The sequence below is a fragment of the Chitinophaga sp. 180180018-3 genome (assembly GCF_037893185.1).
Classification (GTDB): Bacteria; Bacteroidota; Bacteroidia; order Chitinophagales; family Chitinophagaceae; genus Chitinophaga.
Map to the genome: position 1 here is coordinate 7,012,370 of NZ_CP140772.1, position 15,821 is coordinate 7,028,190.

A 15,821-nucleotide genomic window follows, 5' to 3' on the forward strand; every position below is an offset into this window, starting at 1 on the left:
CGGGATTTATACGCCCGATTGTATGGAAAAAGCCGCTCCATAAAAGGAAGCGGCGTTCTTTTAATTTAATTATCTGCTGATGGTATTTTATCGCTATTTTTTAACAAGATGGTCAACTGCGATGGTATTATATCTAATAAAAACCAGCAGCATGCCAAAGAAAGCAGCATGAATCAGCTGTGAAGGAATGGCATCCCAGTTTTCGATCATCGCAGACCCAAATACCAGTATTATCATCACTGCTGCGCCGGCTACCAGTGAGATACGTGTAAACAACCCCGCTATCAGCAGCAACCCGATCGCAAATTCCGCAATCGGTAATACGTAACTAAAGGGCTTTATGAGGAGATCTGGTAACATCGACTTTTCAAAACTCTTCATCATCCAGGCGCTGAATCCGTTCAGCTTGGGCAACCTCACCAGTCCATGCCCGAACATGCTGGCTGCTACTGCCAGCCTGAGCAAAAAGAATACGATAGCATTGTTTTCCATTTATATTAAATTTTATAGCCCAAAGGTCTGGCGTTTACCGTCATAAAATTTGTACTTTCTTGGGATCATTCTGTACTTTTGCAGGTATGCTGCTAGAGAATTTATACCAGCCTTTTGAGATCGAATACCGGGAGTGTACGGAATGCCCGATAGATCCTCATAAGCATAACTTTTTTGAATTGGTATATATTGTAGAAGGCAATGGCGTACAATGTGTTAACAAGAACCAGCTGCCTTATAGTCCGGGTAAACTATACCTGGTAATGCCCCAGGACTATCACTCTTTTGATGTAAAGGAGTCCACTAAATTCTTTTTTATCCGTTTCAACAACATCTACCTGAAGCATCAGCAAAAGGAATGGATACAGCAACTGGAATTCATCTTCCAGAACAGCAATCATATGCCTGGCTGTATTCTGAAAAACCAGGCCGACAAGCCGCTGGTAAAAGCCCTGATAGAGGCCCTGATCCGGGAACTGGTTAACCAGCAGCCTTACCACCGGGAACTGGCTCAGCAAATCATCAATACCATGATCATGGTGATAGCCCGCAATATACAACTGCAGTTGCCGGAATCGCCCAAACATCCTACCCGGCCGGACTCATCTTTGAATATACTGCATTACATACACGAACATATTTATTCGCCGGAGAAATTGCGGGCAGAGCAGATTGCAGTGCACTTCAATATTTCACCCACTTATCTGAGTGAATATTTCAAGCGCAATAACGGCGACAGCCTGCAGCAATATATCATACAATACAAATTGAAACTGGTGGAAACCAGGCTGCAGTACAGCAGTATGCGGGTGGGCGAGATCGCTGATGAGCTGGGCTTTACAGACGAAAGCCATCTGAACAGGATATTCAAAAAATACAAGGGCATCAACCCTTCTGCCTACAGGAAGGAAATGCAACAAAAAGACGATGAGATGCAATAAAAAAGCGCCCACCAACGGCAGGCGCTTTCAAGTACGTTTCAGATACTACTCCTCTTCTTCTTCCTCTTCTCCATCATCTTCCAGCCATTCCATGTAAGAGTAGTACCAGTCTTCCAATTGTTCCAGCAGTTCCTGTTTCTGTTCCGGAGCATTCTTGTAAAACTCTTCCACATTATCGATCTCGTGAACAATATCGATATAGGCAGTTTCTTCATCTTCTTCTACACGTTTGGCGAAGAAGCGGGGTTTTTCCGTATGAAAAATATACTCATTTTCCGGGTCTGTTACAGGGTCATCTGCAATCAGAAATTTAGGTAACTGTACCATAAGGGAGTTATTTATTTTTAATGATGTTGTTCTCTTATACAGAGTTACAAAATTATTGATTATTACCGGATAAAAAACAAGCAGCAGGAATGAATAAAATTATTGGCAAAATTTTACATCTTTATAGTAGTTAAAACAAATTACCTGATGCAGCAATATTGGCTCAGATGGGAGAACTGGATGCAGCAGCATGCCCCAAGACTGCTAAATATACTGCGGCCGGGAGCAACCCGGGATGCGGTAAAAGAACTTGAAAGGCTGACAGGAACGCCCATGCCCGCTTCTTTCAAAGAATTTTATGCTATTCACGATGGCCAGCAAAAGGCCAGGGCCGGACTGGTAGACGCGGATCAGTTGTTGAGCCTGGAAGATATTATTACGCAATGGCATCACTGGAAAGACCTGCTCGACGCCGGCACCTTTTCCTGGAATGAAGAGCCTATTTTTTCCACCCCGGATACCGGTATTAAAAACGACTGGTGGAACCCGTTATGGGTGCCCTTTACAGGCGATGGCTTCGGGAACCACCTCTGCATCGATCTGGATCCTGCACCGGAAGGTACCTGCGGCCAGGTGATTACATTCTGGCACGACGATAGTCACCGCGCCATTGTAGCACCTTCCTTTGAAGCCTGGCTGCAGGGATATATCACTGCCCTCGAAAAAGGGGAATACATTTTTGTAAAAAGATGGGGTATCGTTCATAAGGATACCTTTCTCAACTACAACGACTGATAATGGGCTGGTGCACTTCCCGTCCATCTTTTGAATGCCCTCGTAAAAGCACTTAATTCGTTATAGCCCAGCATCCAGGAAATATCTTTCAATGCATAATTACCGGATGAAATATAATACACGGCCAGCGAGCGGCGCACTTCATCAGCAATATCCTGGTAGGTAACCCCTTCTTCCCTGAGCTTCCGCTGTAAACTGCGGGCGCTCATGTTGAAATTGGCGGCCATATCGTTCAGGGCAGTTACACCCAGATAAGAATTTGCCAGCAGATAATTATAGATCCGGTTACGCAGCGTTTGTGTCTGCCCTTCAGGCTGCGGCATACTGCTGACTTTCTGCAGCAACAGGTTCTGCAACTCGTAGTTGGCTGTCAGAACAGGCTCGTCCCAATAACGTCCATCCAGAACGATGGCATACTCACCAGTTCTTTTCACCGGTTGCACCCGGAATACCCGTTCGTATTCAGTTGGTGAAGGCACTGTGTATGCCAGGCGTACCGTATGTGGTACTATCTTCTCGAGCATCAGTCCATCGAGTTCATGCACTACCATTACCATGATCCATTCCATTAACTGGCGGAATGCGTAGGGAGGTGTAGCACCGTAATCTTCCGCCGGTACCAGCCTGATTGTAAACGCCCCGGCGCTCCGGATGATCTCGAGCCGGCACTGATCTGTAATCATATGTGTCAGCGCCGCAGCATGCGTGAGCGCCTCTCCTACTGTTGCACTGCTTTGTATAATCTGCCCTACAACGCCGAGGGCTGCTGGCCGCATGGATTCGCCCAGGTGCAGGCCAAACAACGGATCATTCGTGAGCCGGCTTGCATTCAACCAGAGCTCCTGCAACTGCGGTACCGTTACCCGCGCTCCGTTATCCTGCTTCAATGAAGCAATATCAATTCCTGAAAGCTTGCATAGCAGTTCTGCACCGACATCGCGCTGTACTGCATAGGCAATGATACTTAATACCAATTGTTTCATAATGTAAATATACCTACAATCAGATTGTCGTAAAATGGTAAGTAATTGTCGTATAAAGATAAAAGATACGGGGTGCTGCGATGCTAGCTTTGCATTATCAATTCATCAACAATTAAACTTTATACAAATGGAAAAGCAAACATTAGACGTAGTAACAGCATTCGTAAACGCAGTACAGCAGGTAAACCTTGAAAAATTAGGCGCATTACTTCAACCGGAAATCAAATGGGAACAACCAGGCAGCAACCGTTTTTCCGGTATTAAAAATTCCAGCGGCGAAGTTTTTCAAATGGTCGGCGGTATGTTTGAAGTGTCCGGCAACACGATGACGCTGGCGGATATCAAGAACATTGCGGTAAATGGCGATCAGGCATCCGTGGTATTAACATGGAAAGCCACCAGGCCGGGAGCAGTACTACACACAGATAACGTAGACGTATACACGGTAAAAGACGGACAAATTGTTGCAGCTAAAATATTTGCAACTGATCTGCAACAGGAAGATATTTTCTGGGGTAATTAATTGAGCAACGACAGTATAACGGGCAACACCTATCGGGCAAACGGGCCGTCCGATAGGTGTTTTTATTACGTCGCCACCAGCCTGGCCCGCCGTACAGCAATAGCTGGCGCAGGTATACATCTTCCTGACAGATCCTCCTGAAAAGGACCAGGCAACATTCCCTCACTGTTACTGATAACAGCAAATATTTCAGCATCTGACATCAAGGAGAAGTCAACTATAGCTTGGTTGCAGGTATTACAATGCCGGCCCATTGCGGTGGGCACCATGTCGCTCCAATTCTCCTCGCAAGGTGTAGGAACAGATAGATACAGACCTTTCAACGTCAACTTCATAGGCGGATATTACCGTGTATGAATATACGAAATAAATAAACACCCAACACCCGGGAAATTCCCGGGTACCCACCCAGAAATAAACTAAAAATGTATTTATAAAAAGCTGTTTCTCAGTAAACAAAAGCTATGGCATTATTGTTGACTCTAGAGTTCGTATAAGCCATCATTTAAAACTTAAATAACAAAACATGAAAACTCCCAAATTTTTAATAGCTGCCGCCTTCAGTACTGCCTTACTGGTAGCCGGCGAACATTCTTTTGCACAGGGGATCGACAAGACTGTGAAAAAAATCGGTCATAAAACGGCCTCTATTGCGGTAAAAGGAGCCTCTACAGTAACTGATAAGATATACAAAGACAAAGAAGGCCCTAATGGTGAAACGGTTTACATCGATAAAAAAGACCGCAAATTCATCGTCGACGAAAAGGGTAAAAAAGTATATCTGAAAAAAAGCCAGATACACGATAAAAAGAAGAGCTAATTGCTTACCTATAACTGCCAAGCCGGTCCAGGGAAACCTGCCGGCTTTTTTTAGCTGCTAAAAAAACGCTTATGCAACTGATACCTGGTACCTGCTATAAAATAAACGCGAGGGATATCCCGTCGTTGCGCCGGTTTGGAGAATACGAATTCATTGTAGCCGTAGTACATGCCAATGATACCTCCGATAGCGCTGTTTTCGAATACCGCCGGATATTGGGGCCTGTTACCGGTGAACAGGAAATAGCAACCCGCAGGGTGGTAGAAACTCATGCCGATGGCGCTATCCTGGAAGATATCACCGGTCGCCCGCTCAACCTGGTACAATTCGAAAAAGAAAGCGCATTCCGTGAATGGATCCTGTCGGGCATAGCAGTTCCCTGCGATTGCAGTTCCGGCACTTCATTCGTAGCGTAGCGCTTCAATAGGATCCAGCCTGGAAGCTGCCTGCGCCGGATAGTAGCCGAAGAATACACCAGTAAAAGCACACACCACAAAGGACAATACAATCGACGATCTGGAAACCAGCGTAGGCCATCCCAGGGTATATGTAATTACTTCGGCAGAGGTGATGCCCAGTATTACGCCTATCAGTCCGCCGGTTACACTGATAATGATCGCCTCCACCAGAAATTGCAGCAATATATCCACTCCTCTTGCGCCTATCGACATACGGAGGCCAATTTCACGGGTACGTTCGGTCACGGATACGTACATAATGTTCATGATGCCGATACCGCCAATCACCAATGAGATGCCGGCTATGGCCGTCAGCAATATCGTAAGCAGACTGGAGGTAGAACTGAGGGTTTTGATCAGCTCTTCCATTGTTCTTACCTGGAAGTTATTTTCATCGCCGGACCGGAGGCGGTGCGTACCTCTGAGGATCTGTGTAATCTCATCGGTGGCCTGTTCTGAAACGCCTTCGCTGACAGCAGATGCGTAAATGCTTTGGAAATAGATAGTAGCCAGGATGCGCTTCTGCACGGTAGTATAAGGCGTGATAATGATATCGTCCTGATCCTGTCCGAAAGAGCTCTGTCCTTTGGGCACCAGTGTGCCTATTACCTGAAGCGGGATGGAGTTCAGGCGGATCACTTTTCCTACGGGGCTTTCCCCGCTGGGGAAGAGGTTGTTGATCACGGTTTGGCCCAACACACAAACTTTAGCGGCTGTAGCCACGTCTGCATCTGAAAATGCAATACCGTCTTTGATGGTCAGTTTACGTATATCGAAGTACGAGGGGGCCACGCCCTGCAACGAGGTAGGCCAGTTAAGCGCTCCGTAGATAGCCTGTCCTTTAGTGGAAGCTACCGGCGAAACTGCGCTGACGTATTGCGCGTTGTTCTGGATCGCTATCACATCGGCAATGGTCAGCGACTGGTAACTATCACCTCCTATTCTCACTCCGCCAGACACGTTGCTGCTGGGCAGTATCGTGATCATATTAGAGCCCATTGCACTCAGCTGGCCCTGAATACTTTCCTTGGATCCCTGTCCGATAGCCACCATGGCTATTACTGCAGCCACCCCGATGATGATACCCAGCATGGTCAGGAACGCCCGCAACTTATTTCGCTGCAGCGCTCTCAATGCTATCATTATAAGATTTATTGCACTCATAATACCGGGTAATTAATAGTCTTCCGCCGGCGGCAATGCTGCCAGCGCATCTTTCGCGGACTTTACATTTTCATTTTTGCTGTCTTTTACCACTTTTCCATCCCGCAGCATAACGGTTCTATTGCTGAACGCGGCTATATCCGGTTCATGCGTCACAAACACAATGGTTTTACCGGCCTCATTTAGTTCCTGCATAAGGGCCATGATCTCGTACGAAGTACGGGTATCCAGGTTACCGGTAGCTTCGTCTGCCAGGATCATTACCGGCTGGTTCACCAATGCACGGGCAATGGCTACACGTTGTTGTTGTCCGCCGGAAAGCTGGCTGGGCGTATGATCTTCCCGTCCGTTCAGCTTTACAGACAGCAATGCTTCCATTGCTCTGTCGCGGCGCTCTTTTGTAGTGAGCCGTGGATTGTAGAACAACGGCAGCTCCACATTTTCGAGGGCAGAAGTACGGGGCAGCAGGTTATAAGACTGAAACACAAAACCGATCTTATGATTGCGCAGCCTGGCGAGCTCGTTCCGGGAAAGGCTGCCCACATTTACGCCATCCAGCAGATAGTTGCCTGCTGTGGCCTTATCCAGGCATCCGAGGATGTTCAACAGCGTGGTTTTGCCTGAGCCGCTGCTGCCCATAATGGTTACAAACTCACCGGCATGCACATCAAACGAAACGCCCTTGAGGGCACGTACCGTTTCCGTGCCCATAATAAACTCCCGTTTGATCTGTTGCAATTCCAGTATCTTGTTGTTGCTCATCGTCTTCGTCCTCCCATTTTCGGTAAAAACGGACTGCTTGTTCCGCCGGATGCAGCCATTGTTCCGCCGTTGACGCCGGTTACTACTACGTCGTTAACATCCAGCCCCCACAGCACTTCTATATGTGTGTTGTCATTCAATCCGGTTCTGATATGTTTCTGGATCAGTGTATCGCCCTTCAGTATCCAAACATAATTGGAAGAGCCGATGCGCTGCGTGCTTCTGAATTTTCCGCTGGTTGTATCCTTCACTGCGCCGGGGTGTTGTTCTCCCCCTCTGCGCATGGCGCTTTTGATGATATAGTCTTTCAACTGAACGGAATCCGGAATAAATTTGAGTGCGCGCACAGGCAACAGCAAAGCGCTGTCTTTTTCAGCCGTATAAATAGTAACATTGGCCGTCATGCCCGGCTTCAGCTTTTTATCGTCGTTATTCGCATTGATGATCGTGTTGTATGTGACTACATTGGAAGATACCGAAGGCTGCAGCCTGATCTCCTGTACCATTCCTTTAAACACATCTTCCAGGTAGGCGTCAACGGTGAAGGTTACACGAAGAGAGTCTTTTACATTGCCAATGTCTGCCTCATCCACGCTGGATTCTACCTGCATTTTGGTAATATCTTTCGCTATCACAAACAGGGTGGGTGTATTGAAGCTGGCGGCAACTGTTTGTCCTACGCTTACATTCCTGTTCAATACTACGCCATCGATCGGTGAATGGATTTCCGTAAAGGAGAAATTCTTCAATGACGACTTTAGCTGAGCGTCCACACTGGCCACATTGGCCTTTGCCTGACCGAGTGTATTGGTGGCTATATCATAATCTGCTTTGCTGATAGCTCCTGTTTTATATAACAGCTCCTGGCGTTGAAAATTATTCTTCTGATAATCGAAGTTGGTTTGTGCTACCAGCAGATTGGCTTTCAGCTGATCTACCTGTGCCTGAAAAAGATCTTTGTCTAACTCCGCGAGCAGTTGCCCTTTTTTCACCTGGCTGTTAAAATCAACATACAGGTATTTGATGGTACCGGAAACCTGTGTACCAACTGCCACTGTGTCTACAGGTTGTATCCGGCCGGTGGCAGTAACAGTAGTGGCTATATGTCCGTATTCCGGCCGGGCGGTATCAAAGGAAACCGGCGCTGCCTTCTTCCTGACAAAGAGAAACCAGATCACTACTATCAGTAGGATGATCGCTAATGTAATGATGACACCTTTATACTTTCTCATACCTGTATGCATTTATATTTTTACCGGTACTCCCCTGTAAAAATCATATATCCTGATATTCAAAGCAGCATTGTATTTCGCTTGTATATAAGCCTGTAGGGCCTGTACATACAAATTCTTCTGTTGCAGGAATACCACAATATTTGCGGCACCTACTTTCAGCTGTTCGCTTGCGATGCGGTATCCCTCCTGTGCGTATTTCAGCTGTTCAACGGCGGCATCGTACTGCGACTGAGCGTTCTGTACATTGATATAAGCCTGTTCTATCGTCTGATTAAGATTAGTTCTGGTGTTTTGTAATGTCAGCTTCGACTGGTCTATTTCTATTTTTGCTTTCTCCACATTCGTTTTCACTACTCTCCTGGTGAAAATGGGAACAGAAAGTGTGAGGCCGATTTGCTGGTAAAAGTTATTATCCAGCTGTTTGAAATAAGCAGTATTGGCGCCGCTGTTGTAGGAAGAGGCTACAATTCCACCAGCACTCAGCGTTGGCAGATAACCGGTTTTGGCCTTAGCCAGATCCAGCTTCGACATTTCAATGCCCAGCTCGCTGCTTTTTATTTCAGGACGTTGTATCATCGCTGAATCCTGTACTTCCTGCAAATCATGCAGGTGTGTATCTGAGATCAGGGTATCCGGTTCCTGTATCTCAAAATTGTAGCTGCTGGGTAGCTGCAGTAGTTGTTTCAGGACCAGTTTATTCTGCCGGTATTGATTTTCGACGGTGTTAAGTGTGTAATGATCGTTTGCCAGTTGCGATTTCAGCTGCACCAGTCCGATCAGTGCCAGGCTCCCCACATCATATTGCTGCTGGCCTTGTTTTACCTGTGCTTCCGATGTTGTGACTACATCTTTTACATACACGATGTTTTCTTTTGCGAGGAGTATGTTAAGATACGCCTGGGTGATCTGTACGGTGATATCGTTTATCTGCTGTGCTACATTGAGTGCAGCTACCTGGTTTGCGAGGTTTTTCTGACGGATGTCGTAATTGATATATCCTCCCTGATAGATGGGCACATTTGAATTGAGGGAATAATTACCGGAAGCAGTAATGTTATATGACGAGCTGTTGGTTCCTGCCAGTGTTTTACCACCGGTTACATTCTGGGAAGCCGAACCGGTCAGGTTCGGCAGGCGGGCTGCTTTAGAAAGGAGCAAATCCTGTTCGCTGCTTTGTTTGCTTAACCGCAGGCTATTCAGCTGGATATTGTTTTTCAGGGCATAATCAAAGCACTGCTGCAGGGTCCATTTTGCAGGCAGGCTCATTGCAGTGGAGTCCTGTGCCTGTACTCCCGGTATTATGCCCCAACATAGCAAAAGAGAAGCTAAAATTTTCCTCCGCCGTCTGAAAAACATCATCGTTTAAGCATTGATGTTAGTAAAAGCCACCACGGATTGAGGAGATCAGACACATGAGCCATCCGTTTCCTCTGTCACCCATCACCACGTATTTGACACAAATCGGTTGCCAACGTTATACGTGTTAACAGTAAATAACAGAATGGAAGCGAAAAGGTTGGATTGAAGAGTTGAGAGTGAGGAAATTAGGAATGCCGGCGAAGATAGTAGCGAATATGATCTTCGCATTTACTATCTCCGCCGGCATTCTCCATTCCGCGCACTCAATTCCTAATTCCTATCTATATAGCATTCTTAAACGTCGCATTTGACCGTCCGGTTCCTTCAGGCGGACCGAGGTACCAGTTTTCATCGTAGTACACGAAAAATGCCATCCAAATGGTACGGGACCAGCGCATGATGAGGGGCTGCAGGATCAGGAGCAGCAGCGCATTGGCGCCCAGCCACCAGTAAATACTGTTATCATAGATAGAAAAGCCTATAAATAACCACCAGGCGATAAGGCTGGCCACACATACCGCAATGGAAAGTGCATAACTCACATAACCGGTACCATAGTAGAACCCTACTTCCACTTCCACCTGTTGACCACACACAGGGCAGGTTTCAGGCATTTTCATAAAGTTCCTGAGGTCGTAGGGATTTTTTGTCAGGTAAATAGATCCCCTGCGGCAACGGGCACACTTGTTCCCAAACATGCTTTTCAACAGGTTTGGTTTTTCATGATTTTTATCTGCACACATACTTTTGAAGATTTATCAGGTAATATTCTTCCGGAACTCTTCCGGTGTCACTCCTGCGTATTTTTTAAAAAACTTAGTGAAGTATGAATTGTCCGCAAAGTTGAGCTGATACGCGATGGCCGCGATGCTCATATCTGCGTTGATCAGTAAACGTTTTGCTTCCAGCAGCACTCTGTTGCGGATAATCTCTCCGGCCGACTTACCCAGCATATGCCGGCAAAAGGCATTGAGATAGTTAGGAGTCACATATAACAGTGCCGCATATTCTTTCGGGAGGCGAAGCTGCATATAATGTTGTTCCACCAGCTTGCGAAAATTGCGCAACAACACGTAGTTATGCGGCGGCTCCTGTTTTGCCTGTCCCTGGCGGCTTGCTCTTGCCACTTTTATAAACATCTCCAATACCAGCAGGCGTAGCAGATCCAGGTTGTAAGCCTGCTCTTCTGCTGTTTCCTGAAGCATGGTATCAAACAGCCCGGCTATAACAGAAACGGCCGTTTTCGGCAGTTGTACTACTCCTTCTGCACTCACACCGCTGAAAAAAGGAAACCGTTCTACATATCCTGAATCCTGCAGGAAGGCATTAAAGAAGCCCGGTGAAACATTCATCACATAGCCTTCAATTTCGCCGGCAAAAAACCAACTATGCACCTGCCCGGGTATCATGAAATATAGCTGTCCGGGCTTTACAGGAAAACGCTCAAAATCGATCGTATGACTTCCTTCCCCGGAAGTAAAAAACGCCAAATGGTAAAAAGAGTGGCGGTGCGGGAAGTGGATATCTTTATGCGCTGCCAGATAATCTGAAAACCTTGCCACCAGCATATCCTCTGAAGCTGGTTTCCCTATAGACAGGGAGCAGATATCATATGTCGGAATAAGCGCCTTTGTCATGATACAGCAAAGGTACTGCGGAAGAAGATAACCGGGTTGTGGAAAAGAGGGGAATAATGGTACTTTTTACTTATTAGCTGTTTCTTTGCGAATTAAGAATTGATAGAGAAGAATGAAAGCGGAGATAGTAAACGCGAAGACCATTTTCGCTAATCTCCGCTTTCATTCTTCATTCTTCTCTATCAATTCTTAATTCTCATCAGCCATTCATCCATCTCCCACAGCATATGCAAAATGCTTTCCTTTGCAGCGTAGCCGTGGCTTTCCTGAGGCAGGAATACCAGACGTGCGGTGCCGCCGTTTCCCTTGATGGCATTATAGAGGCGTTCGCTCTGGATGGGGAATGTGCCCGAATTGTTATCCGCTTCCCCGTGTATCAGGAGTATAGGGGCTTTCAGCTTATCAACATAAGAGAAAGGCGACATTTTATAGTATACTTCAGGCGCCTGCCAGTAAGTGCGTTGCTCGTTCTGGAAACCAAAGGGGGTTAATGTACGGTTGTAAGCGCCGCTACGGGCGATGCCTGCTTTAAACAGATTCGTATGTGCCAGCAGGTTAGCTGTCATAAATGCCCCGTAAGAATGGCCGCCTACTGCGATGCGGTCTTTATCCCCGATTCCCATTTCGGTGATCTTATTTACCGCTGCTTCAGCGTTCATTACCAACTGTTCAATAAAAGTATCATTGGGTTCTTTATCTCCTTCACCAACAATCGGCATTTCTGTGGCATCCATTACCGCAAAGCCGCGGGTAACCCAGAAAATGGGGGAACCGTAATTGACCCTTGTAAAACGATAGGCTGAACCCCGCACCTGAGCCGCATCACTGGCCGACTTGTATTCACGGGGATAGGCCCACATCAATACAGGCAGGCGGCCATCTTTTGCAGGGTTATAGCCCTCCGGCAGGTATAGCATGGCAGTGAGATCGATCCCGTCTTTACGTTTATATTTCAGTAGTTGCTTTTGCACACCTTTCAGCTGTGGCTGTGGATGAGGGAAATTAGTGAGTACCACGGCAGATTTCTTCCGTGTGTCGTGCAGATAATAATTAGCCGGCGCCGCAACAGATTCACGGGAGATAATGATAACCGGTCCTGCAGGATTTACCACTTCGGCTACCTGTTCATAATAAGGCGCCGTAGAACGCCAGAGGATAGTCTGTTTTCCATTGTTGATATTGAATGAAGACAGGAACGGCCGGTCTCCTTCCGGGGAAGCGCCCGGCGCCGTCATCAGCAAATCCTGTTTAGGAGAAACGTACAAAACGGGCCGCTGATATTGGTTCTTCACCATTACAGGCGTACCGGGATCGTTATAACGGTCGTTTTCAGAACGGTCGATGATGGTTACAGACGCCTGTCCGGGCCGGGAAGGATCGATCCGGCAGACCCTTACTTTCTGTAGTGTATTGTTGGCATCTGATACCAGTGCCAGCTGGTTATTGGCCCAGTTTATGCCGGCAAAGCGGTTTACCGTTTTAACCAGTTCCTGTGGCGCTTCACTAAACGGCGCTGCGAGCATGTTTATCGCATCACGGAAAGGAACTTCTTTTTTAGGATCGCCGCCATCGAGTGCCTGTACCCACCAGATGGTGGCCGGTGCATCATTACGCCAGGCGAATTGCCACGGGTAGTTACCGGTGGCATCAAAGCCTTTAGGTCTTACTTCATCAAGTGGCCTGCTGGCCAGCTTTTTCACCAGTTCGCCCTTCATATTCCGGATCTCCACATCTGCCGGGAAACGGTTAGCCCCTACCAGGTAGGAATAAGGGCGGTGCAATGTTTCCATCAGCAGGTATTGATTATCGGGAGATGGAGACGCGGCGGTATATATAGCTGGCTGTCCGATCGCCAGCTCATTTGCACCGGTGATCAGTATAGGTTCTGATTGGAAATAATAATCGAAGAGCTGTTCATCGTAAGGATTTTTCAGCATATCCTGGTAAGTGGCGGCTGGTGCAGCCTTGCCGCTGGTTTGCTGTACAGTAGGGCCTTCGGGCGCAAGTGGTTTTTCCGGTGCCTTGCCGATGGCAGCCGGTACAGCCATAACCAGCAGGGAGTTATCACTTATCCAGGTGAAAGCTGGCGCCAGAATATCGTTAAGCCTACGGGTACTTACCTGGGTAGCTATACCCGTAGTCACATCTGCTTTCCACAATGTGATAGCGGTATTGTTTGTGACAGTAAAGGCCAGGAACCGTTCGGAGGGCGACCAGCTCACATGGCCAATACGCGCGCCGGCCGGCAATCCGGTAACAGGATATTCCTTGTTGGTTTTGATCGCCTTAATACGAATGGCAGTGGCATAGCCGGCCCGGCTGGGGCCAAAATTAGCAGGATTAATACGCATTCCCGCCAGCCGGTACTCCGGCTGCGATAATTCTTCAATGGTAGGGTAAGTGCTACGTTCCATAGTCAGCATCACATCACCTTTGCTGTTAAAATCCACCAGTGGTGCAGGGGCTGCCATGGCCAGTTCCAGAATACTTTGAGGTGGTGTCTGGTACTTCAGCGCTTCCTGCGCATAAGTACGAAACGTTATCAATAGCGATAACGATACAATCAGTTTTCTCATATAGCAGTTGATGTTGATAAGCAAGCTGGCAAAATAAACTTATTGCGATAACACGCAAAACAGAAAGTGATGAGCGACGTTAAATAGTGTTATCGTAGGTACGGAATAACCGGTCCCATAAACTGGTATAAAAGCCAAAATTATGCTGTTCATCCAGATGGTGATGATGATGGAATGTAGAAGTACCCAGGTATTTGAACATCGGCCAGCGGCGCATTTTTTCGGGCAGGGGCTCCATACCCAGGTGACCTGTCATGCCAAACACTACATTTACAAACAGATAGATGAGTATGCCGTAGAAATTAAGCCGGAAGGCCAGCAGGAGGAGCAGCCACAATGCCCCGAAGCTGAGGGTTTCCAGGGGATGGAGGATAAACAGATCGATCGGCTCCGGATCAGTTGCCTCGTGGTGTAAACGGTGCAGGAGGCGATACAGCATTGTTTTATGGATGATGTAATGGAATATATACATCAGCAGATCCATCGCCAGGAACAGGAACAGGGCATCGCTGATCACCCGCCAGGAAAGATCTGTGGAGATTTTTATATACCCGTTTGCCCACAACTGAAACCCCACCCAGGTGACCACTGTGTTGAGCACATTCGTGCCCCCCGCAATCACCCATTGGCGACGGTTGTACGCAAACATCCTGTCGAGTGGCTGACGTTGCAGGCGATTACCTGCCGCCAGCACGCCTATCATAATAGCCGTGTTTTCCAGTAAAAAAAAGGCCCATAGCTGCCAGGACGGCCAATGTTGTATATGCTCCAGTAATCTGTTCATACCTTTCAGGTGGTAATCTCCGAAAAAAAATCTCAAAAACTGAAAAATTTAAAAATTGGATTATCTTTGCAATCATCAGATGATATGATGAATATAAATACATCGCCGTTAAAACGTCATAGTCTTGCTGAAGGAGTAGCAGACAGGTTGCAGGAGCTCATTGTTTCCGGCAAATATGCTGTGGGCCAGCAGTTGCCTACGGAACCGGAATTGATGCAGCAGTTTGCCGTGGGGCGTTCCAGTGTAAGGGAGGCTGTGAAAATACTGGCCCATCGCGGGCTGGTACGTGTACAGCAGGGGCTTGGTACTTTTGTTTTGTCGCAGTCCGGCACGGGAGAGGCGTTATCGCAACGTTTGCAACGTGCTGAATTCAAGGACCTGAACGAAGTCCGTTTCCTGCTGGAGTCGAGGATTGCTGAAAAAGCCGCCACTCAAAGGAATAACAAAGACATTGAAAAGATGAAAGGCTTCCTGAAAAAGCGCTTCGAATACGCGGCGGCCAATCAGCTGGAGCTCTGTATACAGGCGGATATCAATTTTCACCTTGCCATCGCAGAGGCGGGCAGGAATGAGATCATGCGCGACCTGTACCGGATTGTAGCGGACCATTTGAAGCAATCGTTTGTGGTGCGTTATGTTAATACAGACAGCTTCGTCCATAGTCAGCATCTGCACGACGGCCTTTTGCAAAGCATTATTGATAAAGAGCCGAAGAAAGCATTGTTGTGGGCCACGAAGATTGCCGATTTGGGTAATCAGTAGCGCCATTAAGGGATATGTCGACTTCGATAATAGCAAAAGAGCCACTGCTGCGGATTACAGAGATCACCTGGCTGGGTAATCAGTAGCGTCATTCATAGAACAGCGACTTCGATAGTAGCAAAAGCGCCACTGTTGCGGACACGTAGATCGTCGGGTCTGGTAATCAGTAGTATCATATCATGGATATAGTGACTTCGATGGTAGCAAAAGCGCCGTTGTTGCGGATCACATAGATCCCCGTATTCGACAATCAGTAATGATAA

17 protein-coding genes are annotated in these 15,821 nt (G+C 47.2%); 6 read left to right on the forward strand and 11 right to left on the reverse strand.

The genetic code is table 11. From position 1 onward, the window contains the following. Positions 1-93: 93 nt before the first annotated feature. Positions 94-492, reverse strand: coding sequence for a DoxX family membrane protein (locus UNH61_RS27515; RefSeq protein WP_326995212.1), 399 nt, complete (start codon positions 490-492; stop codon positions 94-96). 86 nt (positions 493-578) lie between these two features. On the opposite strand from UNH61_RS27515, the gene UNH61_RS27520 reads away from it, so the two are divergent. Then, positions 579-1,433, forward strand: a complete 855-nt coding sequence (locus tag UNH61_RS27520; protein ID WP_339070431.1) for an AraC family transcriptional regulator — start codon at positions 579-581, stop codon at positions 1,431-1,433. A gap of 45 nt (positions 1,434-1,478) precedes the next feature. Here the strand turns inward: UNH61_RS27520 and UNH61_RS27525 are convergent, their stop codons facing one another. Then, positions 1,479-1,760, reverse strand: coding sequence for a hypothetical protein (locus tag UNH61_RS27525; protein WP_326995214.1), 282 nt, complete (start codon positions 1,758-1,760; stop codon positions 1,479-1,481). 147 nt (positions 1,761-1,907) lie between these two features. Between UNH61_RS27525 and UNH61_RS27530 the strand changes: the two genes are divergently transcribed. Next, entirely contained in the window at positions 1,908-2,495 is a 588-nt protein-coding gene (locus UNH61_RS27530) for an SMI1/KNR4 family protein (protein ID WP_326995215.1), read from the forward strand. Here UNH61_RS27530 and UNH61_RS27535 read toward each other — a convergent pair. Continuing rightward, a complete protein-coding gene (locus tag UNH61_RS27535) occupies positions 2,483-3,478 on the reverse strand; it encodes an AraC family transcriptional regulator (protein ID WP_326995216.1) in 996 nt (331 codons plus the stop codon). The two genes, UNH61_RS27530 and UNH61_RS27535, sit on opposite strands and share 13 nt — an antisense overlap. 127 nt (positions 3,479-3,605) lie before the next feature. On the opposite strand from UNH61_RS27535, the gene UNH61_RS27540 reads away from it, so the two are divergent. The 3 genes from UNH61_RS27540 to UNH61_RS27550 all read left to right on the forward strand — a co-directional run bounded on the left by UNH61_RS27540 (position 3,606) and on the right by UNH61_RS27550 (position 5,237). Further along, positions 3,606-4,001, forward strand: coding sequence for a nuclear transport factor 2 family protein (locus UNH61_RS27540; RefSeq protein WP_326995217.1), 396 nt, complete (start codon positions 3,606-3,608; stop codon positions 3,999-4,001). 526 nt (positions 4,002-4,527) lie between these two features. Then, the gene (locus UNH61_RS27545) at positions 4,528-4,821 is read left to right on the forward strand and encodes a hypothetical protein (protein ID WP_326995218.1); all 294 of its coding nucleotides are present in this window, start codon (positions 4,528-4,530) and stop codon (positions 4,819-4,821) included. A 71-nt stretch (positions 4,822-4,892) separates the two neighbouring features. Continuing rightward, positions 4,893-5,237 (forward strand): hypothetical protein, encoded by a 345-nt coding sequence (locus tag UNH61_RS27550; RefSeq protein ID WP_326995219.1) that lies wholly within the window; start codon positions 4,893-4,895, stop codon positions 5,235-5,237. On the opposite strand, the gene UNH61_RS27555 is transcribed toward UNH61_RS27550, so the two are convergent. The 8 genes from UNH61_RS27555 to UNH61_RS27590 all read right to left on the reverse strand — a co-directional run bounded on the left by UNH61_RS27555 (position 5,223) and on the right by UNH61_RS27590 (position 14,832). Further along, positions 5,223-6,443, reverse strand: coding sequence for an ABC transporter permease (locus UNH61_RS27555; protein ID WP_326995220.1), 1,221 nt, complete (start codon positions 6,441-6,443; stop codon positions 5,223-5,225). The two genes, UNH61_RS27550 and UNH61_RS27555, sit on opposite strands and share 15 nt — an antisense overlap. Before the next feature lie 12 nt (positions 6,444-6,455). Beyond that, positions 6,456-7,205 carry an ABC transporter ATP-binding protein gene (locus UNH61_RS27560; protein ID WP_326995221.1) on the reverse strand — a complete coding sequence of 250 codons (750 nt, stop codon included), beginning with the start codon at positions 7,203-7,205 and terminating at the stop codon, positions 6,456-6,458. Then, complete coding sequence (locus UNH61_RS27565) at positions 7,202-8,437, reverse strand: efflux RND transporter periplasmic adaptor subunit (RefSeq protein WP_326995222.1); 1,236 nt, start codon at positions 8,435-8,437, stop codon at positions 7,202-7,204. Before UNH61_RS27565 ends, UNH61_RS27560 begins: the two co-directional genes overlap by 4 nt. Positions 8,438-8,449: 12 nt before the next feature. Further along, on the reverse strand, positions 8,450-9,757 hold the full coding sequence (locus UNH61_RS27570; protein ID WP_339070436.1) for a TolC family protein: 1,308 nt from the start codon (positions 9,755-9,757) through the stop codon (positions 8,450-8,452). Between the two features lie 323 nt (positions 9,758-10,080). Then, the gene (locus tag UNH61_RS27575) at positions 10,081-10,542 is read right to left on the reverse strand and encodes a DUF983 domain-containing protein (RefSeq protein WP_326995224.1); all 462 of its coding nucleotides are present in this window, start codon (positions 10,540-10,542) and stop codon (positions 10,081-10,083) included. A 15-nt stretch (positions 10,543-10,557) separates the two neighbouring features. After that, the gene (locus UNH61_RS27580; RefSeq protein WP_326995225.1) at positions 10,558-11,436 is read right to left on the reverse strand and encodes an AraC family transcriptional regulator; all 879 of its coding nucleotides are present in this window, start codon (positions 11,434-11,436) and stop codon (positions 10,558-10,560) included. Positions 11,437-11,618: 182 nt separating this feature from the next. After that, positions 11,619-14,012 (reverse strand): prolyl oligopeptidase family serine peptidase, encoded by a 2,394-nt coding sequence (locus UNH61_RS27585; protein WP_326995226.1) that lies wholly within the window; start codon positions 14,010-14,012, stop codon positions 11,619-11,621. Between the two features lie 79 nt (positions 14,013-14,091). Continuing rightward, positions 14,092-14,832, reverse strand: a complete 741-nt coding sequence (locus UNH61_RS27590) for a sterol desaturase family protein (protein ID WP_326995227.1) — start codon at positions 14,830-14,832, stop codon at positions 14,092-14,094. Positions 14,833-14,880: 48 nt separating this feature from the next. Between UNH61_RS27590 and UNH61_RS27595 the strand changes: the two genes are divergently transcribed. Further along, on the forward strand, positions 14,881-15,558 hold the full coding sequence (locus UNH61_RS27595; RefSeq protein WP_326995228.1) for a FadR/GntR family transcriptional regulator: 678 nt from the start codon (positions 14,881-14,883) through the stop codon (positions 15,556-15,558). Positions 15,559-15,821: the final 263 nt, after the last annotated feature.